This window comes from Lachnospiraceae bacterium KGMB03038, from assembly GCA_007361935.1.
Classification (GTDB): domain Bacteria; phylum Bacillota; class Clostridia; order Lachnospirales; family Lachnospiraceae; genus Massilistercora.
Window position 1 is genome coordinate 1,082,501 of the sequence record CP041667.1, and the last position, 22,447, is coordinate 1,104,947.

Genomic DNA, 22,447 nt, shown 5'->3' on the forward strand with positions numbered 1-22,447 from the left:
AGGTGAAGTATACGGGCTGACGCCTGCCCGGTGCTGGAAGGTTAAGGGGAGAGGTTAGCGCAAGCGAAGCTTTGAACTTAAGCCCCAGTAAACGGCGGCCGTAACTATAACGGTCCTAAGGTAGCGAAATTCCTTGTCGGGTAAGTTCCGACCCGCACGAAAGGCGTAATGATTTGGGCGCTGTCTCAACAATGCACCCGGTGAAATTGAAATACCAGTGAAGATGCTGGTTACCCGCGCCAGGACGGAAAGACCCCATGGAGCTTTACTCCAGCTTGATACTGGGATTCGGTATTGCATGTACAGGATAGGTGGGAGACGCTGGAAGCCATGACGCCAGTTGTGGTGGAGTCGCTGTTGGGATACCACCCTTGCAGTATTGGATTTCTAACCAGCGGCCGTGATCCGGCCGGGGGACAATGTCAGGCGGGGAGTTTGACTGGGGCGGTCGCCTCCGAAAGGGTATCGGAGGCGCTCAAAGGTTCCCTCAGAATGGTTGGAAACCATTCGAAGAGTGTAAAGGCAGAAGGGAGCTTGACTGTGACACCGACGGGTGGAGCAGGTACGAAAGTAGGACTTAGTGATCCGGTGGTATTAAGTGGGAATGCCATCGCTCAACGGATAAAAGCTACCCTGGGGATAACAGGCTTATCACTCCCAAGAGTTCACATCGACGGAGTGGTTTGGCACCTCGATGTCGGCTCATCGCATCCTGGGGCTGAAGTAGGTCCCAAGGGTTGGGCTGTTCGCCCATTAAAGCGGTACGCGAGCTGGGTTCAGAACGTCGTGAGACAGTTCGGTCCCTATCCGGCGTGGGCGCAGGAGATTTGAGAGGAGCTGTCCTTAGTACGAGAGGACCGGGATGGACTGGCCGCTGGTGAACCTGTTGGGCTGCCAAGCGCATAGCAGGATAGCCAAGCCGGGAGGGGATAAACGCTGAAGGCATCTAAGCGTGAAGCCCCCCTCAAGATGAGATCTCCCTAACATAAGTTAGTAAGACCCCTTGAAGACGACGAGGTAGATAGGGCGGAGGTGGAAGTGCAGTAATGTATGGAGCTGACCGCTACTAATCGGTCGAGGGCATGACCAAGAGCAAAGAGAGCGGGCTGGATGTTACAGCCAATGAAAGGGCTCTCAAGCGGAGGCGGAAGGTACGGATGATTTCTTGTATGCAGTTTTCAGGGTATGTAAAAGACCTAAGTTAGATTATCTGACTTAGGTCTTTTTTTTACCGGATCTTTCTGCCGGCGAAAGACTGTCTATATGTATTTCAGCAAGTCTAAGGGCGTCTTAAGTTTAACGTCCGTCGAGATTTCTTCCTCAGATGTACAGCCCCAGGAGGCCAGTCCAAAATCGATGCCGGCTTGTTTCGCGCACCCGAAGTCAGCAGAAGTGTCGCCGATGTAAAGAGCGGAAGCGGTGTCTGTTCCAAAGCGGCGGATACATTCCAGCAGAGGTCGTGGGTCTGGCTTGTGATATGGAGTGTCATCTTCGCAGACAATGTGCTCAAAGCAGGAATAGATGGGGTAGTTTACAAAAGTACGTCCAAGCTGGAGGCGGGATTTGGATGTGACAACCCCAAGATGTGTGCCTTTTTTATACAGTTTTGTAATGGTTTCTTCTATATCGTCAAATAAAGGAATTTTGGAGATGGCTTCCTCGTAGAAGCTTTGACCGATCCGGGCGGCTTCCTGCCATTTATCACCGCAAAGTTTTTGAAGAGAAAGATAGCTTGGCGTGCCCAGGGCAAAATTAAGTTCTTTGTAGTCGTAATCCCTGCCTGTTATGGCCAGTACTGTCTTTCGCAAAGCGTATAAAATCGCGGAAGCGCTGTCAGTCAAGGTTCCGTCAATATCGAAAATCATAGTGCTGTAAGCCATTGTATTCTCTCCTTTATTTTCTCAGTACCTGCGAATCATTTATAAATCCAGATATGCTATCAGTGGGTCCAGATATTTCCGATCCGTCCAGTCACATTTTTGTCCGACCGCGCACATGAGAGCCTTCATCCAGGGTTCGTAGGTGGCTGGATCTTTTTTGGCCACAGATTTCTGAAGCAGCCGGCAGAGGGTCCTGTCTTTGAATGTCATGGCTTCTTCATCCCAGGCGCCCCGACCGTAGAAAAGGGGAAGATCTTCCAAATCCCCTTTCAGATTGAGCTGTCGGATTTCCTGAAGTGCTTTCTCATCATAAGGCGAGGCGCCGACACAGAAGATCGCGATTTTCTTGTGATGCTCTGCTTTTAGCTGCTGGATATTTTTTTTCAGATAAGATATTCCGGAAATGCCGGAGGCATAGATCGCGCCGCACAGTATGATGGTTTCATAGAGGTTCAGGCTGCCGGAAGGCGCCTTTTTTACTTCCAAACAGTCAAAGCTTGTCATTTCTTGAAGCCAGTTCGCGTATTTCTTGGCGGAACCGTATTTTGACTGATATAAGATCAATCCCTTTTTCATATTGACTTTCCTCTCTTAGTCTTTGATCCTTCTTGTTTCCATTTGGTGATGAAGAAAAATAAGATACCTCTTTTTATATATATCATTTGGGTCAAAACATGTCAACAACAGGCGTGCCGGATAAGCAGAGAAAGCCATCCATTACAGCAGATACTTATCGAAACAGTCCTGAAGGGTGAAATGGCTTCGAATCACGATGGGCACATCCCGAAGCAGGGTGTTTAAGATCTTGCTGCTTCCTCCGGCGGTGAATAGAGACAGGGCAATGTTCTGGTTCAGGTTGCCAAACTCGATCTCCAGATGATCCTGATGTCTCAATAAATGCTTATAGTAGGCGTTGGCGCAGGTGAGCCTGATGTCTGTATAGAGCTGACCAATGTTGTTTGGACAGTCGTAGTGGACAAAAGTACTGATGATCTCCCGGTCGATCCGTATATCTTTCTTTAAGTTCTGAACTTCTTTCCAAAAGAAGAACAATACCAATTGAAGCCGTTCCGCTACAGAGCGTTCCGCCAGAGATGGAAGCTTGATCTGTACCGGAATCCTCCGCAGGAATGTACTGAGCATGGAGGTCTTGGGACTTTCTGTAGTAGCGCAGATCAAAAGTACATCCGCGTGTCGGGTTTTGGTGGTTTCTCCCAGTCTTTGGAAGATTCCCTGATCCATCAAAAGGAATAGTTTCTCCTGTCCTTCCGGGTTTAGACGATGGATCTCGTCCAAGAAAAGAATTCCTTTGTCAGCAAGTTCCACAAGACCTGGCTTATCTGAATCAGCGCCTGTAAAAGCGCCTTTGGAATGGCCAAAAAGCTGAGACATGACAAGCTGCGGGTTCTCCGCGTAGTTGGCGCAGTTATAAGTGACTAGAGAAGTGGCGGGAGAGATCATGCCGCTTTTTTTGGCAAAATCAAACATACAGTGGGCAAAATGGCTTTTGCCGACGCCGGTCGGCCCTGACAGGAGCGTGTCCAGACCATGAGGCGGATACAAAATCGCCGCCTTTGCGTGTTCGATATGAGGCTGCAGACTCTTTTTGCTTCCGATCAGGGAATCAAAGGCCGATTGAGCGGAAGCCTCCAGATGTTTGGCAAAGTAGGAGGATTCCGCTGTAAGAGCGGGAGGAGCCAGAAAGTCGAGAAAAGCGTCCATGGAAATAAATTCGTAGGTTGGAAGCTGTTTTTCCAAGATTTCCTCCAGGATAGATATGCTGAAGTAGGTCACAGGGCGTCCCCGAACCCGCATGACCAGCCCGTCGGAAAACAGCCGATTTAATTCCATACTAATATTGTTTGGCAGGATTCCAGTCTTCTGCGCAAGGGCGTTTATCTGTAAAGTTTCAATTGCGGAGGCGGGGTTTCTTGGGTCAAAACGGGAAGTCCCTTCTGCCACCGCCTGATAAATCCGTTCACTGCGTGATGGATGCTTCATAAATATCAACTCCGATAATATTAATCTTACAATTTGATATTGATTATAAGGATTTGAAAAGTTATTGTCAATAAAAAGACGAATTCTAGGAGAAAAAGAAGATTAAGAGAAAAGTTGGCACAGAAATTGCTAATTATTATTTCAAAAGAAAAATTTGCAGAAAGGAAATGAGACATATGAGTTATCCAATTAAGGTGAGAGTCATCTCTAAAACAGAGGCAGAACAGCTGGTATCCCCTGGGGATGTGCTGGAAGCGGTTAACGACACATTTAAGGCCCTGGGAAATGGACAGATCTTCCATCCGGTAAAAGAACCGATCTGGATGGGGAAGGAAAACGCGAACATGCTGATCGCGATGCCGGCCCACTTAAAGGACAAAGGGATCGTAGGAATGAAATGGGTAAACATGTATACCTATCAGCAGGAAGGAATCCCATCCTCTTATGGAAACCTTCTGATCCTCAGTCATGAAGAGAACGGACAGCCTTATGCCATTGTTGAGGCAACTCCGATCACCACCATGCGGACCGCGGGGGGCCACGGAGTTGTGGCGGCCCAGTATTTCGCGAAGAAATCCTCAAAGATACTGGCGGTGGTAGGATGCGGAGCAGAAGGAATGGCAGGGATCCGCAGCTTCCTGTATGCGTTTCCTCAGTTGGAAGAATTAAGGCTTTGCGATAAAAACCCGGCGGCGCTCCAGCGAGTGAAGGACGAGTTTGGTGAAAAGATCAAGATCACAATATGGGAAAACGCAAAAGACGCGGTAGAACCTGCGGATATCGTTCTTTTGGTGACGACGGCCAGAAAGCCTTTGGTTATGTTTGACTGGCTGAAGAAGGGGTGTTTCGTGTCCGGTTTATATTCTTTCAACGACCTGGATCCAGAATGTTCCAGAAAAGCGGACAAATGGTATCTGGGATCCAGAGACACAGACTACCATCAGATCATCAAAGCCCCTTATCTGGCACAGTATAACTTGAGCATGGATAATGTGACTGGAGACCTGGGAGAGGTAGCGGCCGGAAAATGCGCGGGAAGAGAAAACGATGATGAGATCATTGTTTATACCCATATGGGAATGGGAGCCCTGGACGTGGCGGTAGGAGATATCATTTACCGCAGGGCTAAAGAACAGGGAATCGGAAAAGTGCTGGACCTGTCATAGAAGGAAAAGGAGGTTTCAACCTGACTTTTACTATAAAGAAAAGAGGAAAAGGAAATGGCAAGAAAATATTTTAAATCAGATGCAACAGAATACACACAGAAATTAGCGGATTACGCGGTGGATCTGAAATACGAAAATATTCCGGAAGAAGTGATCGAACGGGCGAAGATGCTCACACTTCATACACTGGGCGTAGCGCTGGCGGCAAAGCCCATCGAACTTTCAGACAGCGTTGTAAAGATCGCTGAGGCGGCCAATGGCGGAAAGGGCGGAGAGTCTTCCGTATGGCTGGGAGGAAACCAGCTATCTATGGCAAGCGCCGCTTTCGCCAATGGAACCCTAGCCGATATGCTGGACTGGGAAGACTGCGCCTGGGGCGGACATCCAAACGCGGGAGCGATTCCCGTAGCCATGGCGGTAGCGGAAGGTTTGAAAAAGGATGGAAAATCCTATCTGGAAGCGGTAGTGGCAGGACTGGAGGTTTACCAGAGAGTGTCTATGGCGGTTCAGCCGGCAGATGATTTTGATCACAGCCAAGGCTGGGCGATCGCGAACTGGCAGATCTTCGCGGCTTCCACACCGGCGGCTAAGCTTATGGGATTAACGAAGGAGCAGATGAATCAGGCGTTTGGAATGAGTGTCCTGTACGCGAAAATGCCTTCTAATCTTCAGCAGGGAACCATGAGCAACGCATACCACTATGAATATGGAATAACGTCTCAGAATGGTGTTCTGGCGGCTATGGGAGCAAAAGAAGGCGTAGCCAATCTGAAGGACTGCTTTGATATCCCTTACGCTTACTGCGAACAACTGACAAAGGCAGTAGACAGATCCTGGCTGAATCGGGGGCTGAATGAGAACTTCTATATGATGGACGTGCTGGTAAAACACTGGCCGGCAAACATGTGGGTACAGACACCGGTAGAGATGGTGCTGGATATGGTGAAAGAGAACAGCATCAATCCAGACGATATCGAAGAGATCATCGTGAATCCGCCGACCCAGTACCGGATGCACTTCTATGAAGATGGGTTTGAGAGCCTGATGGAAGCGCAGTTCAGTATTCCATACGTGATCGCCGCTGCGCTGATCGATCCGAATCCGGGTCCAAACTGGTACACCGAGGAGAAATTCAACGATCCTAAGATCATTGAATATGGAAAGAAAGTAAAGGCAGGTCCGGACAAGGAAGACACACTTCTGGAATGTTTCCATGTATTCCAGCAGGGAAGCCATCCCAAGAAGACGGTTACTATCAAGATGAAAGACGGAACCGTCTATGAGAAGACACAGAGGACTCACAAAGGCCATCCATTGGATATGCTGACAAGAGAAGAGTTCTGTGATCTGTTCCGCAGAGAGGCATCCTTTGCTCTTACACCGGAGAAGACAGAGAAGCTGATGGACTTCATCCTGAATCTGGAAAATGTTGACGATATGTCCAAGATCCATGATCTTCTTGTGTAGAAAGGAGACAGCGCGATGAAAAAGATTACTGTAATGGGCGGAGGCGGGACCGGGATCATGATGGCCGCGGATCTTTCCCTCCAGGGGCATGAAGTAACGCTGTTTGAGATCAAAGAGCACGCAGAGAAAATCGAAGAGATCAAAGAGAGGGGATTTGTAGAGATCACAGGAAACGCGGTGAACGGGAGAGCTAAGATCGCCCATATCACCACAGATATCCAGGAAGCCATGGAGGATCCAGAGTACATTCTGATCGGCGCGATGGCACAGCGCCAGGAAGAATTCATGGATCTGATGCTCCCGTATCTGAAGGACGATCAGACAGTGTGTTTTTCCGCGGGAAACTGCGCATCCATCATCCTGAAAAATAAGATCAAAGATAAAGACGTGCTGGTAGGAGAAATGCAGGGAAATATCTATCCCTGCCGGATGCTCCCGGATGGGAAATTGATCAGCGCGTTCCCCTATAAAGAAAAGGGAATGTCCGCATTTCCGGCGAAAGACAATGAGCGGTACATAGCGGCAATGAATGAAGTATATCCATGCCACGCCGTGAAAAATGTATTTGAAGCGACCCTGAATTCACCCAATACTTCCATCCATCTTGCGGGAAGCCTGCTGGGGACTACTAAAATGGAGACCATGGAAGACTTCCGGCTGTACCGGGATGGAATCTGTCCCTCCCTGATCACGCTGATCCGGGCGGTAGAAGAAGAGAAAGCCAAAGTCATGGAGTGGATGGGCTACGAAATAGGCCGGGCGGTAGGACAGATGGAAGCCCTCATGGAATATGAGAAGTATCCGGAACTTACCATCTTCCGGGGACTGGAAGGACCTACCAGTATCCATCACCGTTATGTGACGGAGGATGCCCATGCCGGAAACAGCCTGCTTTTGTCGCTGGCGAAACAGTTTGGGATCAAAGCGCCGCTGTGTGAAGGCTTGATCGCTATTGCCTCCGCGCTGAACCAGACAGATTTCTATGAGACGGGAAGGACAACTTCCTACTTTGGGCTGAGCAATATGGGGCCAAAGGAGATCAACCGCTACCTTGAAACGGGAGAAAAATAGAGATATGGAAAAAGAACAGACGAAATACGTGGTAGGCGTCATCAATGTAACAGACAGCAAAAGTTCTGTGATCGCGGAGGAAATGCAGATCGGATTTCCAAAGAACGTGGAGGTGTTGATGACCTACGCGCCTCTGGAGAGAGTGTCTTATGACGGACTGATGGAATTCCTGGGAGCGCTCCCTGGAGCGCTGGATGAATTTAAGGATAAGGATCCGGATCTGATCATCTGTCCCAGTATGACGGGAAGCGCCATCAAGGGGTATGAGATCGTCAATATGCTGGAGCAGAGAAGCGGCCGTCCGGTGATCGTGCCGGCGCTGGAGACAAAAAAGTGTTTTAAGGAGCTGGGGATCACACACATCGCGATCGTATCCGCTTTCGGCGTGGAATTGGGACTTTTGGAGCAGTTGTTTTTTAAGAACCATGATATCGAGGTGACGAACCTGATCAATATTTTTGACGAGCCGGACGAGGACAGACTGCGGGTTGACCAGATAGACACCCAGCTGGTCCTGGAAAAAGTGAGGCGGGCTGATTTCAAAGGCGCGCAGGCCGTCTTTTTCGACAGTCCTACGTATCGGCTGAGGCCGATCATACCGGAATTAAAAGAAATCATAAAGCTGCCGCTGTTTTCCGTAAATCAGATCCAGATTTACGCCGCGTTAAAAAGACTTGGACTTTCCGCAGAACATCTGCCCATCGCGGAGCATTTCAGAAAAGGAGAGTGAGGAATATGTACGATAAAGACAAAATAATAGAAGTGATCGATCAGATCAAAGAGGAAGTGACGGAACTCTGTGAATACATTCACGAGAACCCGGAACCTGGTTTTAAAGAGTATAAAGCGAGCGCCGCTTTGAAAGAGTTCCTGGAAAAGCATGGATTTACCGTAGAAATGGGGGCAGGAGGTCTTGAGACGGCTTTCCGGGCAGAGAAAAAAGGAACAGGAGAGGGACCGGTAGTCGGATACCTCTGTGAGTATGATGCCCTGCCTAATGGCCATTCCTGCGGACATAACATCATTGGTTCTTCCGCGGCAGCGGCGGCCGTGGGACTTGCGGAGGCCATGGGAGAGTACAGCGGGAATGTAGTAGTTATAGGAACCCCGGCGGAAGAAGGAAGCGGAGGCGGAAAGGAAATCCTCTATCAGGCGGGAGTGATGGACGACTTGGACTGCGCGATGGTCTTCCATCCCAATTCCCATACGGTGTTAAACGACATTTTACTTGCTATCGCGGCATATTCTTTTACCTTTCACGGGAAGGCGGCCCATGCCGGCGCGTGTCCAGAGAAAGGAAACAGCGCGGTAGAAGCAGTGATCCAGTTGTTTAATAATATCAACGGCCTGCGGGTAACGACCAAGACCAGCATGAAAATGCATGGGATCATCAAGCAAGGCGGTGTGGTGACCAATGTGATCCCAGATCTGACAGAGGCGCAATTTGCCATCCGCGCGGCTACTGCCGAGGATCTGGACTGGCTTACAGAGCGGGTGAAAAAGTGCGCGGAAGCGGCTGCGCTTTCCACAGGCTGTACGGTGGATATCGAAGAGATTGGCGTTCCTTATATGAACCTGATCAATAATCAAGTGTTGATCGGCCTGGTAGAACAGAATCTGATTCAGCTTGGCGAGACGATCGATGTAAGGAACGCTAAGGAAGGCCCTGCCTCCAGCGATGTTGGCAATGTATCCCACCGGATTCCGGCTTTCCAGGTAATGCTTGGCGTAGGAAGCCCGGCGATCCCTCACTCAGATTCTTTTGTAAAGGCGAGCGCGGGAGAGCAAGGAGCCAGGGCGGCGATACGGGCGGCAAAAGCATTGGCTATGACAGGGATGGATCTTTTCAATGATCCGACCCTTGTTGATAAAGCAAAAGAAGAACTAAGGGAAAAGAAGAGTACAAAGTAGAAGGAGGAAACGAACATGGAACTTATGAACTTACAAGAACTGAATAGTGCGGTAATGTGGATTGGCTGCGGCCTTCCGGTAGTATTTCTGCTGTTTTTAGCGGGAAGGATGTGGAAAAAGACTTACAAGGCGGGACAGGAGATCGGCCTTGAAGACGCGCAGTTAAAGACAGCGGTAAAAACCAGCGCCATCACAGCCATTGGACCGTCCATCGCCTGTCTGGCAGGTATGTTCGCGGTCATGGCGATCATGGGAGGACCGGTAGCCTTCATGCGTCTTTCTTATGTAGGAAACTCGATGTTCGAGCTGATGGCGGCAGGATTCGGAGCGGCAGCCACAGGCGTACAGGCCGGTGTGGACCCGATGACAAAGGATGCCTTTATGGCAGGGCTTTGCGTTATGGTGCTGGGTTCTATTCCGTGGGTTATCTTTGGAACTTTTGCTTCTGATAAGATGGATAAGATCCAGACCAAGATTGTGAAGAAAGCCGGTCGGGCGATTCTTCCGGTCATCTCTACAGGCGCCCTTCTGGGAGCTCTTGGAGCAAACAACGCGACTTATCTGACAGCTTTGGACAAGACTACGATCTCTTGTCTCTTAGGAGCGGCGATCATGGCGGTCTGCTGTGTTGTCGCGCAGAAGAAGCAGATCAAATGGCTGTCTCAGTGGAACCTGACTATCGCCATTTTCCCGGCAATGATCATTACAGCGTTATTATAAAATCAAAGGAAGAGAGGTACCAAGCATGTTAAAACCAGAAGAAGTAAGAGAGGACATTTACCAAAATAAATATCTGAAAAGCGTACACAAAAGCAGCAAGATCGGAAACTATATCTGTGTAGTATTCTGCTTTATCCCAATCGTTCTGACCGCGGTGGTATACGGCATCGATATTCCATGGGGCGCGGTAGTGACCGGATGGATTTCAATCGCAAGCGCCATCGGTGTTGTATGGTTTGTTGAGCCGATCTCCAACTTCCCGATCGTAGGGTCCGCGGGAACCTATATCAACGTTGTGGCCGGAAATACTTCCAATATGCGTGTGCCCTGCGCGGTCATGGCTCAGAAGGAAGCGGGCGTAGAACAGGGAACCCCGGAAGGTTCCATCATTTCTACCCTTGGAATCTGTACATCTGTATTTATCAATATTCCAATCCTGGCGATCGGAGCGATCTTCAGCAGTATTATCATGAATTATCTGCCGCAGAGTGTGCTGGATGCGTTCAACTATCTGCTTCCAGCTCTCTTTGGAGCTGTATTTGTACAGTTTGCCATGAATAAGCCAAAGATCGTACCGGTAGCCTTGATCCTGGGTATCTCCTTCTGTCTGATGGTAAACAATGGAGTGTTCAGTATTCTTGGACCAAACCCAAGTTATATCACTTCATTGGTAGGTGTATTTGGTTCTATCGCGTTCGCTCTGTGGCTGCATAAGAGAGAGCAGGCAAAAAAGGGAGAGCAAAAAGACGCGTAAAATCCGCGGGAAATAGGAGGATATGCCATGTTGATCACAGCGAAGAAAATCGTAACAGGCGATGGGAAAACGGTAATAGACGATGGGGCTGTCTGTGTAGATGAGCGCGGTAAAATTCGGAAGGTCGGTTCTGCCAGCGAATTGAAAAATATGTATCCAGAGGAAGAGGTCAGGGATTATCCGGGGAGCACGCTGCTCCCCGGCCTGATCGACTGCCACGCCCACCTGGGACATTTCGCGTGCCGGCCCGCTGTCATGAATGACTATATGATGGCGTATATTACAGAAAAATACGCCAAAGACGCATTTAGCCGAGGAGTGACCGCGCTTAGGGATATGGGGTCTCCAGAAGGAGTCTGCATGACACTGAAAGCGGCATCCCAAATGGGACTCTTCAAGATCCCCAGAATGGAATATGGCGGATGCGCTCTGTGTATCACAGGCGGACACGGAAGCGCTTTTGGACTGGGGGAAGGCGTAGAAGAGACAGACGGGATGGATGCGCTCAGAAAAGCCATCCGTACAAGAGTCAAACATGGAAGTAAATGGATCAAGATCATGACCAGCCATCGCTCAGACGTGTGCGAGTACAGCCAGGAAGAACTGAATCTGGCGGTAGAGGAAAGTCACCGGCTTGGAGTAAAGATCATGGTACATTCTGGAACTCAGCCTTCCATAGGGATGTGTATCAAGGCAGGGTTTGACACGATTGAACATGCTACCTTTATGACCAGAGAACAGGCCGAGGAAATGGCGGAAAAGGGAATCGCCTGGACGCCTACGATCCTTCCGTACGCGACGATCTACCAGAATATGGAGAAGAAATGCGCGGGCATGGAAGAAAAACCAAGAGAATACTATTACAGTAAAGCGGCTTCCGATATGTATAAGGACCATTTCAAAGAATACTATGATATAGGGATGTTGGTGACGGCGGGAACAGATAATATCACCGCCGATGGAAGAAGCGACCTGTATGTGGCCAAAGAACTGGCTTACATGGTGGAATATGGTCTTACGCCGGTGGAAGCGATCCAGGTAGGGACCATGAATGGAGCGAAAGTGATGGATATGGAAGACAAAGTCGGCCAGATCAAAGAAGGCCTGTGCGCAGACCTTCTGATCGTAGACGGAGATGCGTCTTCGGACATCCAGGCATTGGAAAATGTCAATACGGTATACCTGAATGGAGAGGTTGTATATGGAGGATAAGAATATGACGCCGAAAAAGAAAGCCTATCGGAAATTGGCGGATACCATGATCCAGAATCTTCGGAAACGGAACATGGAAGGATTCTACTGTGAAGACCGGGAAGCGGCCAGAGAACTGGCCATGGAGATGATGAAAGAGGGCGGGACCGTTGGGTTTGGCGGTTCTGTTACTCTGGATGAGACGGGAATCTTAAAGGCGGTAGAAGAAAAAGAGGGGCTGACCCTGATCGACCGGCGCAAAGCCAAGACGCCTGAGGAGACCAGAGAGGTCTTCTTCCAGACCGTGGCATCGGATTATTTTCTGATGAGCACCAACGCCATCACCATTGACGGGGAGCTGATCAACATTGATGGAAAAGGCAACCGCCTTGCCTGTCTGGTCTATGGGCCAAAGAACGTGATCATTATCGCGGGAATGAACAAAGTGACCGCCGACACAGACAGCGGGATCAAGAGAGTACAAAACGTATCTTCCCCCGCGAACGCGGCAGTGTTTGACTCAAAGACGCCATGCGGGATCACAGGCCATTGCGGCAGCTGCCATTCTCCCCAGACGATGTGCTGTCAGGTGGTCATAACCAGACACTCACGGTTTGACGGCCGGATCAAAGTGATCTTGGTAGGCGAAGAATTAGGACATTAAGAAAAAAGGGCGCTGACGAAACACCGGATATGGGTGGATCGCCGACGCCCTTATTCTTTTCGGTCTACGCTGCTTCCAATCCCCAGTTCCTGGCGGTACTTGGTGACGGCCCGCCGGGAGATGGAGATTCCCTGCTCTTCCAGCAGCTTGACTAATTTCTGATCGCTGTAGGGTTTGGATTTGTTTTCCCCGTCTATGGCTGCCTGGATCCGGTTTTTGATGTCTTCCTGAGACAAGGCACGTTCCTGATCCTGGCCTTCTGTGGGGATCGCGCTTGCGGTGAACAGATCCCGGCAGGAGATAACGCCCTTGGGATACTGGACATATTTTCCCTTGATGGCTCTGCTGAGAGTGGAAGGGTGGATCCCCAGTTTCTCTGAAAGGGCGGCCATGGTCATGGGACGGAGAGGCTCCTTGGAGAGAAAGAAGCCGCTTTGACAGCTTAAGATCTGTTCCGCAAGAGAAAAGAGGGTTTTCCGACGCTGTTCAATGCAGGTGAAGAGAAACTGGACCCGCGAGAGCTTTCCCTCGAAATATTTGCTCAGTTCCGGGTCTTTGGCAGTCTGCATCATTTTTATATAATAGTCGTTCAGGTGATAGTTTTCCACCTAGTTATCGTTCAGCGAAATCTGCCAGTTCCCTTCAAAATAGGAATAAATAATATCCGGGATGACGAAATGATCCTGGCCGGATGAAAGCCCGGACAGGGGACGTGGATTCAGCACCCGGATGCGTTCCATGCATTTGCGCACAGAAGCGGTGGAAAGGTTCAAGGCGCGGGAGATGGAACTGATCCGCCCCAAGGCCATATCTTCCATATGGTTTTGGATCATAGCCTTCATAGGTTCATACTCTTTGGAAGATTCATCAAGCTGGCTGATAAGGCAGGAAGTAAGATCTGGAGAGAAGATCCCCGCAGGCTCCAGAAGCCGCAGTTCCTCCAGGCATCGGGAGATGGTCTTGGCATCGGCGTTAGTCTGCTCCTGGATCTCTTCTATAGAAAAGGGGAAATATCCATTTTCATCCAGGCAGTTGGTCAAATATTTTATCAAGGCCCACTCCGCCTTGCTGTAACGCTTCATATCCAATTGATTTAAGAGAAACTGCTGGATCGTCTCTTCTTCCGAGCAGGGGATGTCCCCGGGTTTCTGCTGGTCCTGACGGGACAGAGCGGCGGCGTAGGCCGGGGGCGCATCCGTTTTGGCAGGGTTTGCTACCGTCTCCGTATAATCCAGAAGAGGATTCTCCAGATACTCATCCTGGAGAAACTGATTGAGTTCCACACAATCGTAAGCCAGTACGTTTAAAGACTGGATCTGAGCGTGAGAAAGGGTCTGTTTTTGCTGTAATTTTAAGTCGATCTGCATCCTGTGTCCATCCTCTCAAAAGTCTCTGCAAAGACTATTATAGCACATGGCCGGAAGGGGCAAAAGCGGTTGTTTTAAGGTCTGATTTATGATAAACTGGAACAATATTTTGACCATAAGGATCAGCCAAAACGGGGCGTGGAAAGAACAAGCTTTCCACGCCCCGGATTATACTATGGGCCGTATTAATTGCGGTCAGGTTTATTTGCTCTCTAAGATTTTGTCTACACTGACCAGTTTGACGCTTAAGATAAAGATCTCTGTAGCCAGCTTCAGTTCCTCTACTGTTGGGTAGGAAGGAGCAATACGGATATTGCTGTCATGCGGATCTTTGCCATAAGGGAAAGTGGCTCCGGCAGGAGTCATGGCAAGTCCCGCTTCTTTAGCTTTGGCTACGATCTTCTTGGCACAGCCGTCCATGGAGTCAAAGGAGATGAAGTAACCGCCTCTGGGAGCGATCCAGGAACCGATGCCAAGGCCTCCAATTTCCTTCTCCAAGGTCTCCAGTACGATATCGAATTTAGGACGCATGATATCCGCGTGTTTCCTCATGTGTTCTACCATCCCATGGATATCTTTGAAGAACCGGGCATGGCGAAGCTGATTGAGTTTGTCGTGGCCGATGGTCTGGATCTTCATCTGCTGCCTGATCTCAGCTAAGTTAGCATCGGAAGCGGCGATGGCCGCGATCCCTGAACCGGGGAAGCTGATCTTGGAAGTAGAAGAATACTTGTAGACCATGTCCGGATGGCCTTCCTTCTTACATTCCATCAGGATTTCCAGAAGATAATCCTGCTTATCCTCATAAAGATGGTGGATGCCGTAAGCGTTATCCCAGAAGATACGGAAATCTTCCGCCGCGGGATTCAATTTGGCGAACCGATGTACCGTTTCGTCAGAGTAGGTGATGCCCTGAGGATTGGAATACTTTGGAACGCACCAGATTCCTTTTACGGAAGGATCCGTGCTGACCAGTTCTTCCACAATATCCATATCCGGGCCTTCCGGTGTCATAGGAACGGGAACCATCTCAATGCCAAAATATTCAGTAATAGAAAAATGACGGTCATATCCGGGGACCGGACACAGGAATTTTACTTTATCCAGCTTGCACCAGGGAGTGCTGCCCAGCACACCGTGAGTCATACAGCGGGCAACGGTATCGAACATGACGTTCAGACTGGAATTGCCAAAAATAACGATATTGTCCTTAGGGACTTCCATCATGTCGGCCAGAAGCTGTTTAGCCTCTTTGATGCCGTCCAGCACGCCGTAGTTGCGGCAGTCTACTCCTTCCTCACAGACAAGGTCAGAATCGCTGGTGAGCACATCCATCATCCCCATAGACAGATTAAGCTGCTCTGTAGACGGTTTTCCTCTGGACATATCCAGTTTCAGGCCTTTGCTTTTTTCCTTCTCGAACTGCGCTTCCAGTTTGGATTTCAACGCCAATAATTCTTCTTTTGATAATTCACTGTAGGGTGTCACGCTATCATCCTCCATCCATCATATTCCTTATTATTTCTGCAAAACACAGGTTTCAAACCCTGAAACCCGGCGTCATTTCAATATTCTATCACAAATTGAAAAATCGTCAATGGATTCTTGCAAAAAATAATAAAAATATCGTAAAAATATTAAAAACCAAGTTTGATTATGAAATATCAAGCAAAAAATAATTCAAAAATAAAAAAGAGAAGAAGAACAGAAAGTTAACAGGAGTTTATGGTACAATAAATGTAACGATTTGGAAAGATAAAGGGTATTACTTATGAAGAGAGAAAATGAGGGGGAATCGGGAAAAGTCCAGACAGATCCGGCGCGCGCGCTGGAGATCTACGGAGATATGGTATACCGGATCGCGCTGCTTCATATGAAAAATAAAAGCGATGCGGAAGATGTATTCCAGGAAGTGTTCCTGCGGCTTGTCCGGCATAGAGGAAAGATTCTGGGAGAAGCCCATCTGAAACACTGGCTGATCCGGGTCGCGGTCAACTGCTGCAAGAAGCAGTTCGCAAACGCGTACCGGAAACATACCATCCCCATGGACCGGGAAGACCGGGCAGAACTTTCTTATGAGATGCCGCTGGGAGAAAACAGCGTGTGGGAAGTCGTATGGACTCTGCCGGAGAATTACAGGGATGTGATCCATCTATTTTATTACGAACAATTTTCGGTAAAAGAGATCGCGGGACTTCTGGAACTTACAGAGAGCGCGGTCAAGACCAGGCTGTCCCGCGCAAGGGATATGCTGCGGGAACGGTTAGAAGGAGAGAGGGAATGAAAGAAAACCAAAAGGAAAGTTTGTGGGAATATTCATATCGGCTGGAAACAGAGAATATCCATGTGCCGGAATCGCTAAAGGACAAAACGCTGGAGGCCATGCGGCAGGCCATGGAAGAAGAACCAAAGCGGCGCAGGAAGAAGAACTGGGCGGCAGCCGGGATCCTGGCGGCGGCAGCCTGCCTGTGTCTGGTGCTTCTGGGAAATTATACAGGATTGCTGGGGGAAACTGGCGATGAGATCCATGTTGCCAAGGTTGCGGAGCAGGCGGGGCAGTGGGAACTGGAGATGAATCTTGGGCAGGCAGGAAGCAGTGAAGAGGAAGAAGAGGCGCGGGATGGGATTTCTGTTCAAGAGGTTCCTTCCGCTAAGTTTCTTCCCCAAGGATTGTGGGAGGCGGATACAAGCTACGTGGAAGGCCGGGAAGTGAAGATCGGCAAAGATCCGGATCAATCCTGCTGGTATGCGGCCTGGAAAAGCGAAGACGTCTATTACTTTGCGGAAGGGGAGGATATGAGCCAGGAAGAATTTGTGGAAGAATTGAAAAAAATCTGGAAAAGTCTGTAACCTTTTGATGAAAGGAGGGGTATTGATAGTAGAAGCCCAAGGAGGGAGGATGTGCTGATGAGGAAGAATGAGTGGGGAAGGGCGGTAAAAAGATGGGCGGCAAAAAGCATTGGGATCCTTGCGGCGGTTTCTTTGCTGGCCGCCGGATGCGGAAAGGGGGAAGAAGAAGGGACTGTAAGGGACGAAGAGAAGATCGAGGCTCAGAAGCTGGCCCAGAGCGTGAAGGAGAAATACGCAAAAGAAGAACGCTATGAGTACGGGGAGGCAATCCGGGATATTGAAAGGGATGAATCTCTGAAGCTGGAGATGGGATTTGATATCATGAACGCGGGATTTGATGAATATCCCCAGATCGCGGCAGTCTATCAGGACCCTGAGCTGACCCAGCGTGTAGGGACCCATTATGAATGGGACGAGGAAAAACAGGTGCTGTCCATTACACCTCCCAGGTGGAACGCGGGAGGGATCAGCGCCTCCCAGCTGGATCCCGATGTACCGGGCAATGAGCCGGGAGCGCTGGAACTCTTTGACAAAGGAGAGTTGAAAGACTGGGGGAATCTGCCTCAGTATTACCTGGCTCAGTACGTGGATGCCAAGACTGGCGAAAAGCTGAACAAGCCGCTGGTGAGGGTGGTGACGGTCAAGCATGAGGTCAGCCAGGCGCCAAGACTTTCCATCTCGATCGATGACGACGGCCTGCCTGTCTTCTCCTGGCAGGAGCTGAAAGGAGCCGACAATTATTATGTGATGGAACTTGGCTATGACCAGGAATCGGGTTACAGCGGCGCCGGCCAGGTGATCGGAGAGACAAGCGATACCAAGTGGAAGCCGGAACAGGCCTCGGATTTCCGAACGTTTTCCGTGTCGGAGGCAGAGCGGTCAGAAGACTATAATATTGAGCGGTATGGAGAGGGGGCAGAACCGATCTATCCGGAAGAAGTGTACGAAACGTATTACTGTGTGATCGCGGTTTCCAAGAAGGGAACCTCGGCGGTGAGCAATACCTTCCACGAGCAGGATATCGCAAGGAGGGTGCCTTACATGGAAGAGACCAAGATGAGCCTGGAGAAAGAGGGATCCAATTACGCGGATGGCTTTGGAAATATGCCTTCCTATAAATGGGTGACCATGTGTGACGGAACGCTGGTACAGAAGCTTTTGGAGTATGATTTTGAACAGGCCCAGCGGACGACGGAACAGTGGGGCGAGTATGAGAAGGAAGACATGTCGGACCTAAGACTGGTGGATGTGGATCTTGTAAAGGTGCCGTATACCATAGAGGGGACCGGATTTACCGGAGTGGTGAAGGTACAGAACTTTAACGCCGATACCTGGGAAGAAGATCTAAAAGAGATCGAAAAGCGCCAGGAAGACCTTAGGAACCGGGCGGGGACCAGAGATCTGGAGATGAAAGAGGAGACGGAAGAGGAAGAAGAGTCTGGAAGGGAGGCGGAAGAGGAAGAGGTCTATCAGACGGAATACGAAATTACAGCCAACAGCGCGCTGAGTGAGTACCTGGCGGCCAACATGCTGACGGGAACGGCTATGATCGATCTGAGTGAGTTTCCGGAAAGCGCGGACCAGGAATATCTGGCGGATGCCTGGATGGAGGCTGTCTATCAGAACCCCATGATCCTGGGTGTGCGAAGCGCCGCCGTTTCTGGGGATGGGAAGACTATGCTGGTCCAATACGACACGACTCCGGAGACTATGGAAGAAAAGCAAAAGGAAATCGCGGCAGAAGTGGACCGAGTCACAGGGGAGATCATCCGGGAAGATATGTCAGAGTTGGAGAAGGAGCTGGCCATCAATCAATATCTGTGCGATACAGCGGAATATGATATGGAGGCGTTAGAAAATGCCGAGGAAAATCAGTTCCAGACGGTGGACGAGGAGTACAGTGATTCTTTCACACCTTATGGAGTCCTGTTGAACCAAAAGGGCGTATGCGCCAGCTATTCCGGGGCTTTCAAGCTGCTGGCGCAGGCGGCGGGGCTGGACTGCATCGTAGTGACTGGGAATCTGGAGGGGAATCTTCCCCACGCCTGGAATAAGGTTAAGGTAGACGGAGAGTGGCAGATCGTAGATTCTACCAATAATGATAACGAGCAGCTCTTCAATGCTCTTTTGAATCTGCCGGACAGGGCCGCGGGAAAAGTCCTGGTAGAAGATGAACTGTTTGTCCTGGACAGTAAGCTGGGAGACTATGGGGCGCCAAGCGATGAAAAAGAATACTATCGGCTGCAGGATAAATTCTTTGAACAGGACCAGATTGCCGCATCTTTGGCCGATGAACTCCAGGAGGGAGACCGGGCCACCCTTCGCACCGACTATGACCTGAACGATCAGGAGTTTGAGACTATCGCCCAGAAGGTGCTGGAGGATTTTGGAGGCAGTGAACTGGCAGGCTACTATTGGATGGGAGTTATTTATTTAGAGGGGAAATAGGAAAAGGAGGAAGAACAATGAAAAAGAGACTGGTATTAATGTTGAGCGTATGTATGATCACGGTATCCCTGTGGGGCTGCGGCGGACAGGAAGAAGAAAGCCAGGAGCCGGCGGCAGAGGAAACAACGCAGGAAGAAGAGGAAACAGAAGAAGAGGCAGAGGCCGCGAAGGAAGAAGAAGCCGATGAGGCCGCGGCGTCCGGCGAGATCACTCCGGTAGAGACATCCATCGACGCGCCGGCGAAGATCGGTGAATGGGTGGAGACAAAGAGATATTCTGCCGAAGACGAGCAGTATCATACGGTATATTACCGGATCACAGACGTTGTCCGGGGCGCCCAGGAGGAAGTCGATGCCTATAATGCCACAGACAGCGTCGTAAAACTGACGGATCTGGATGACGATAATCTGGAATACTGCATGATCACATACGAAGTGAACTTCCCCTCTGATTATCCACAGGCGGATTACGGGATCACAACCGTGGATATAAACTTCGGCGTAGAGAATCCAGATGGCGGCGGAATCGAGAAAGACGGTGTGGCCTATATCGGACTTTCCACCGTGTGGGATATATCAGAGACGCCAGAGATCAATGAATTTTACGCGGGAGATACTTTTACAGAAGGCAAGGCTGTGTTCGCAATGGTAAAAGATGTATCCGACTATGTGTTTGAAACTTCTTATACAGATGAAAATGGAGAGATGGTCTACTCTTATGTAGAAGGGAAATAATTAATCAATTAGGGCCGGGGGATTTTTAAAAATCCCCCGGCCCTAATTAAAAAAGCCCTGTCCCTAATTGATGAGTGCAAGGATGTTATCCAGGATCACGAAAGATACTTCTTCTTTTGACATGATGGGAAGCTGGATTTCTGATTCCTTAGTGATCAGTGTGACGATATTGGTATCGGTTCCGAATCCCGCGCCCGTTTCTTTCAGATTATTGGCGATGATCATGTCCAGATGTTTTTTCTCCAGCTTTTTGCGGGAATTCTCCAGCATATTCTGGGTTTCCATGGAGAATCCGCATAAGAATTGTCCGTCTGGCTTGTGCTCCCCCAGATATTGTAAGATATCGTCGGTGCGTTCCAGAGGAATGGACAGATCTTCATCTGCTTTTTTCACCTTTTCATCGGAGACATGGGCCGGCCGGTAATCGGCGACGGCGGCTGCTTTGATGATCAGGTCCATATCCTGGCTTCTGGATGTGACCGCATCGTACATATCTTTGGCGGAGGTGACCGGCACGGTCTCTACAAATAAAGGGGGCTTCAGGCTGGTCTTCCCGGTGACCAGGGTGACGTTGGCGCCCCGCAGCATACAGGCTCTTGCCAGGCTGTAGCCCATCTTGCCGGAGGAGTGGTTGGAAATATACCGCACCGGATCAATGGCCTCCTGGGTGGGCCCCGCGGTGACCAGCACATTCATGCCAGCCATATCCTTAGCATGGGCGCAGGCTTTGTAAACGTATTGGATCAGGGTTTCCGGCTCCGGCATTTTCCCGGCGCCTACATCGCCGCAGGCCAGCCGTCCGCTGGCAGGGCCCGCGATCTCAAAACCGTATTTCCTAAGCAGCGCCAGATTATCCTGGGTAATGGGATTTTCATACATTTTGGTATTCATGGCGGGGGCAATGATCTTGGGAGCCTCGCTGGCCAGTATGGTAGTAGTCAGCATGTCGTCCGCGATCCCGTGAGCCAGCTTGGCGATCACATTGGCAGTGGCGGGAGCTGCAATGACAGCGTCTGCCGCCTGGGCCAGGGATACGTGGGCAATGTTGAATTCAAAATTCCGGTCAAAAGTATCGACAATACATTTGTGGCTGGTCAATGACTCAAAGGTGATAGGATTGATAAAGTTTTTGGCATGTTCCGTCATGATGACGTGTACCTGGGCGCCGGCCTTCACCAGCAGGCTGGCAAGAGAGGCGCTTTTGTAGGCGGCAATGCCTCCGGTCACGCCCAGAAGGACGGTTTTGCCTTCTAATATTTTATGATTTGACATAGATAGATTCCTTTCTTGAGAGCTTCGAGGAAACCCCGTGGCTTTTTATCATTTTCTAGATTTCACTATAGCGTGTTTTGAAAAATCTTGCAAGCCTTATACAGTGCGTATCAACGGGATTTTTGATAGGAACCATCTGTTCTATGAAATAGAGAAAGCGCTTGTTTCTCCCAAATCAGAGTGCTATAATGATTCCGTAATTGTATTGTATCCCGCAGAAGCGGGAATGATAACAAGGAGGAATTGAATAATGAAGACGAAGAGACACGACACACGCTGGATGGTCAGTGTCGCACTTATGGCAGCCATCGTCATCGTCCTGGCGAATACGCCTCTTGGGATGATCCAACTGCCGATCATTAAGGCGACAACTGTACACATTCCGGTGATCATTGGAGCGATTTTGTTAGGCCCTGGGGCGGGAGCGATCCTGGGAGCGGTGTTTGGTATCTGTTCTTTGATCAGTAATACTATGGCGCCGACTCTTTTATCTTTCGCGTTCTCCCCATTTATGAGCACCAGCGGACTGCCGGGAGCGCTGAAAGCAATCTGGATCTCTGTAGGCTGCAGGATCCTGATCGGAGTAGCAGCAGGCTGGCTCTGGAAACTGTGGATGCGTCTGAAGGTGAATCAGAGTATAGGGCTTTTGCTTACTGGATTTGTTGGCTCTATGGTGAATACGGTCACAGTCATGGGAAGTATTTATCTTTTGTTTGCCCAGCAGTATGCCCAGGCCAGAGACGTAGGAGTTACGGCAGTGTGGGGACTGATCATGGGAACGGTGACAGCATCCGGCATACCGGAAGCGATTGCGGCGGCGGTGCTGGTACTGGCCCTTGGGAAAGTGCTGATCCAGGTGTTTAAGAAGATGAACATTGGTATGGTCAGCAGCCAGATGATCCGATAAAGAGAACCATAACAGCGGGGTATCTAGGAGGAAAGATAGATGCC

At 49.8% G+C, this 22,447-nt stretch carries 20 protein-coding genes, 1 rRNA gene and 1 pseudogene (1 of these 22 only partly in view); 15 read left to right on the forward strand and 7 right to left on the reverse strand.

Annotated features, from left to right (window positions below):
- A 23S ribosomal RNA gene (locus FND36_05200) occupies positions 1-1,091 on the forward strand; it begins 1,808 nt to the left of the window's first position.
- A 168-nt stretch (positions 1,092-1,259) separates the two neighbouring features.
- Here FND36_05200 and FND36_05205 read toward each other — a convergent pair.
- From FND36_05205 to FND36_05215, 3 genes are all read right to left on the reverse strand, one after another.
- On the reverse strand, positions 1,260-1,880 hold the full coding sequence (locus tag FND36_05205; GenBank protein ID QDW73491.1) for an HAD family hydrolase: 621 nt from the start codon (positions 1,878-1,880) through the stop codon (positions 1,260-1,262).
- A gap of 39 nt (positions 1,881-1,919) precedes the next feature.
- Positions 1,920-2,456 (reverse strand): flavodoxin, encoded by a 537-nt coding sequence (locus FND36_05210; protein ID QDW73492.1) that lies wholly within the window; start codon positions 2,454-2,456, stop codon positions 1,920-1,922.
- A 141-nt stretch (positions 2,457-2,597) separates the two neighbouring features.
- Entirely contained in the window at positions 2,598-3,881 is a 1,284-nt protein-coding gene (locus tag FND36_05215; protein ID QDW73493.1) for an AAA family ATPase, read from the reverse strand.
- A 167-nt stretch (positions 3,882-4,048) separates the two neighbouring features.
- Here FND36_05215 and FND36_05220 point away from each other — a divergent pair, with 167 nt between their 5' ends.
- From FND36_05220 to FND36_05260, 9 genes and pseudogenes are all read left to right on the forward strand, one after another.
- Positions 4,049-5,047, forward strand: a complete 999-nt coding sequence (locus FND36_05220; protein QDW73494.1) for a hypothetical protein — start codon at positions 4,049-4,051, stop codon at positions 5,045-5,047.
- Between the two features lie 54 nt (positions 5,048-5,101).
- The gene (locus tag FND36_05225) at positions 5,102-6,514 is read left to right on the forward strand and encodes an MmgE/PrpD family protein (GenBank protein ID QDW73495.1); all 1,413 of its coding nucleotides are present in this window, start codon (positions 5,102-5,104) and stop codon (positions 6,512-6,514) included.
- A 15-nt stretch (positions 6,515-6,529) separates the two neighbouring features.
- Positions 6,530-7,585 carry a hypothetical protein gene (locus tag FND36_05230; protein QDW73496.1) on the forward strand — a complete coding sequence of 352 codons (1,056 nt, stop codon included), beginning with the start codon at positions 6,530-6,532 and terminating at the stop codon, positions 7,583-7,585.
- Between the two features lie 4 nt (positions 7,586-7,589).
- Positions 7,590-8,315: a hypothetical protein gene (locus FND36_05235; GenBank protein QDW73497.1), complete on the forward strand. Its 726-nt coding sequence runs from the start codon at positions 7,590-7,592 to the stop codon at positions 8,313-8,315.
- Positions 8,316-8,320: 5 nt separating this feature from the next.
- Positions 8,321-9,496: a M20 family metallopeptidase gene (locus FND36_05240; GenBank protein ID QDW73498.1), complete on the forward strand. Its 1,176-nt coding sequence runs from the start codon at positions 8,321-8,323 to the stop codon at positions 9,494-9,496.
- 15 nt (positions 9,497-9,511) lie between these two features.
- Positions 9,512-10,216 (forward strand): DUF5058 family protein, encoded by a 705-nt coding sequence (locus tag FND36_05245; protein QDW73499.1) that lies wholly within the window; start codon positions 9,512-9,514, stop codon positions 10,214-10,216.
- A gap of 25 nt (positions 10,217-10,241) precedes the next feature.
- Positions 10,242-10,778 (forward strand): annotated as a pseudogene (locus tag FND36_05250) (hypothetical protein).
- A gap of 219 nt (positions 10,779-10,997) precedes the next feature.
- Positions 10,998-12,182 (forward strand): amidohydrolase family protein, encoded by a 1,185-nt coding sequence (locus tag FND36_05255; protein QDW73500.1) that lies wholly within the window; start codon positions 10,998-11,000, stop codon positions 12,180-12,182.
- Between the two features lie 4 nt (positions 12,183-12,186).
- A complete protein-coding gene (locus tag FND36_05260) occupies positions 12,187-12,825 on the forward strand; it encodes a lactate utilization protein (protein QDW75541.1) in 639 nt (212 codons plus the stop codon).
- 50 nt (positions 12,826-12,875) lie between these two features.
- Here the strand turns inward: FND36_05260 and FND36_05265 are convergent, their stop codons facing one another.
- From FND36_05265 to FND36_05275, 3 genes are all read right to left on the reverse strand, one after another.
- Entirely contained in the window at positions 12,876-13,433 is a 558-nt protein-coding gene (locus tag FND36_05265; protein ID QDW73501.1) for a hypothetical protein, read from the reverse strand.
- On the reverse strand, positions 13,434-14,192 hold the full coding sequence (locus tag FND36_05270) for a hypothetical protein (protein QDW73502.1): 759 nt from the start codon (positions 14,190-14,192) through the stop codon (positions 13,434-13,436). It lies immediately after the preceding gene.
- A 201-nt stretch (positions 14,193-14,393) separates the two neighbouring features.
- On the reverse strand, positions 14,394-15,680 hold the full coding sequence (locus tag FND36_05275; GenBank protein QDW75542.1) for an aminotransferase class I/II-fold pyridoxal phosphate-dependent enzyme: 1,287 nt from the start codon (positions 15,678-15,680) through the stop codon (positions 14,394-14,396).
- 283 nt (positions 15,681-15,963) lie between these two features.
- On the opposite strand from FND36_05275, the gene FND36_05280 reads away from it, so the two are divergent.
- The 4 genes from FND36_05280 to FND36_05295 are packed head-to-tail and all read left to right on the forward strand — an operon-like array spanning position 15,964 to position 20,224.
- Positions 15,964-16,476: a sigma-70 family RNA polymerase sigma factor gene (locus FND36_05280; GenBank protein QDW73503.1), complete on the forward strand. Its 513-nt coding sequence runs from the start codon at positions 15,964-15,966 to the stop codon at positions 16,474-16,476.
- A complete protein-coding gene (locus FND36_05285) occupies positions 16,473-17,042 on the forward strand; it encodes a hypothetical protein (protein ID QDW73504.1) in 570 nt (189 codons plus the stop codon). Before FND36_05280 ends, FND36_05285 begins: the two co-directional genes overlap by 4 nt.
- 57 nt (positions 17,043-17,099) lie before the next feature.
- Positions 17,100-19,490: a transglutaminase domain-containing protein gene (locus FND36_05290; GenBank protein ID QDW73505.1), complete on the forward strand. Its 2,391-nt coding sequence runs from the start codon at positions 17,100-17,102 to the stop codon at positions 19,488-19,490.
- A 17-nt stretch (positions 19,491-19,507) separates the two neighbouring features.
- A complete protein-coding gene (locus FND36_05295; protein ID QDW73506.1) occupies positions 19,508-20,224 on the forward strand; it encodes a hypothetical protein in 717 nt (238 codons plus the stop codon).
- A 63-nt stretch (positions 20,225-20,287) separates the two neighbouring features.
- On the opposite strand, the gene coaBC is transcribed toward FND36_05295, so the two are convergent.
- A complete protein-coding gene (coaBC, locus tag FND36_05300) occupies positions 20,288-21,496 on the reverse strand; it encodes a bifunctional phosphopantothenoylcysteine decarboxylase/phosphopantothenate--cysteine ligase CoaBC (GenBank protein ID QDW73507.1) in 1,209 nt (402 codons plus the stop codon).
- 250 nt (positions 21,497-21,746) lie between these two features.
- On the opposite strand from coaBC, the gene FND36_05305 reads away from it, so the two are divergent.
- On the forward strand, positions 21,747-22,403 hold the full coding sequence (locus FND36_05305) for an ECF transporter S component (protein ID QDW73508.1): 657 nt from the start codon (positions 21,747-21,749) through the stop codon (positions 22,401-22,403).
- Positions 22,404-22,447 lie beyond the last annotated feature (44 nt).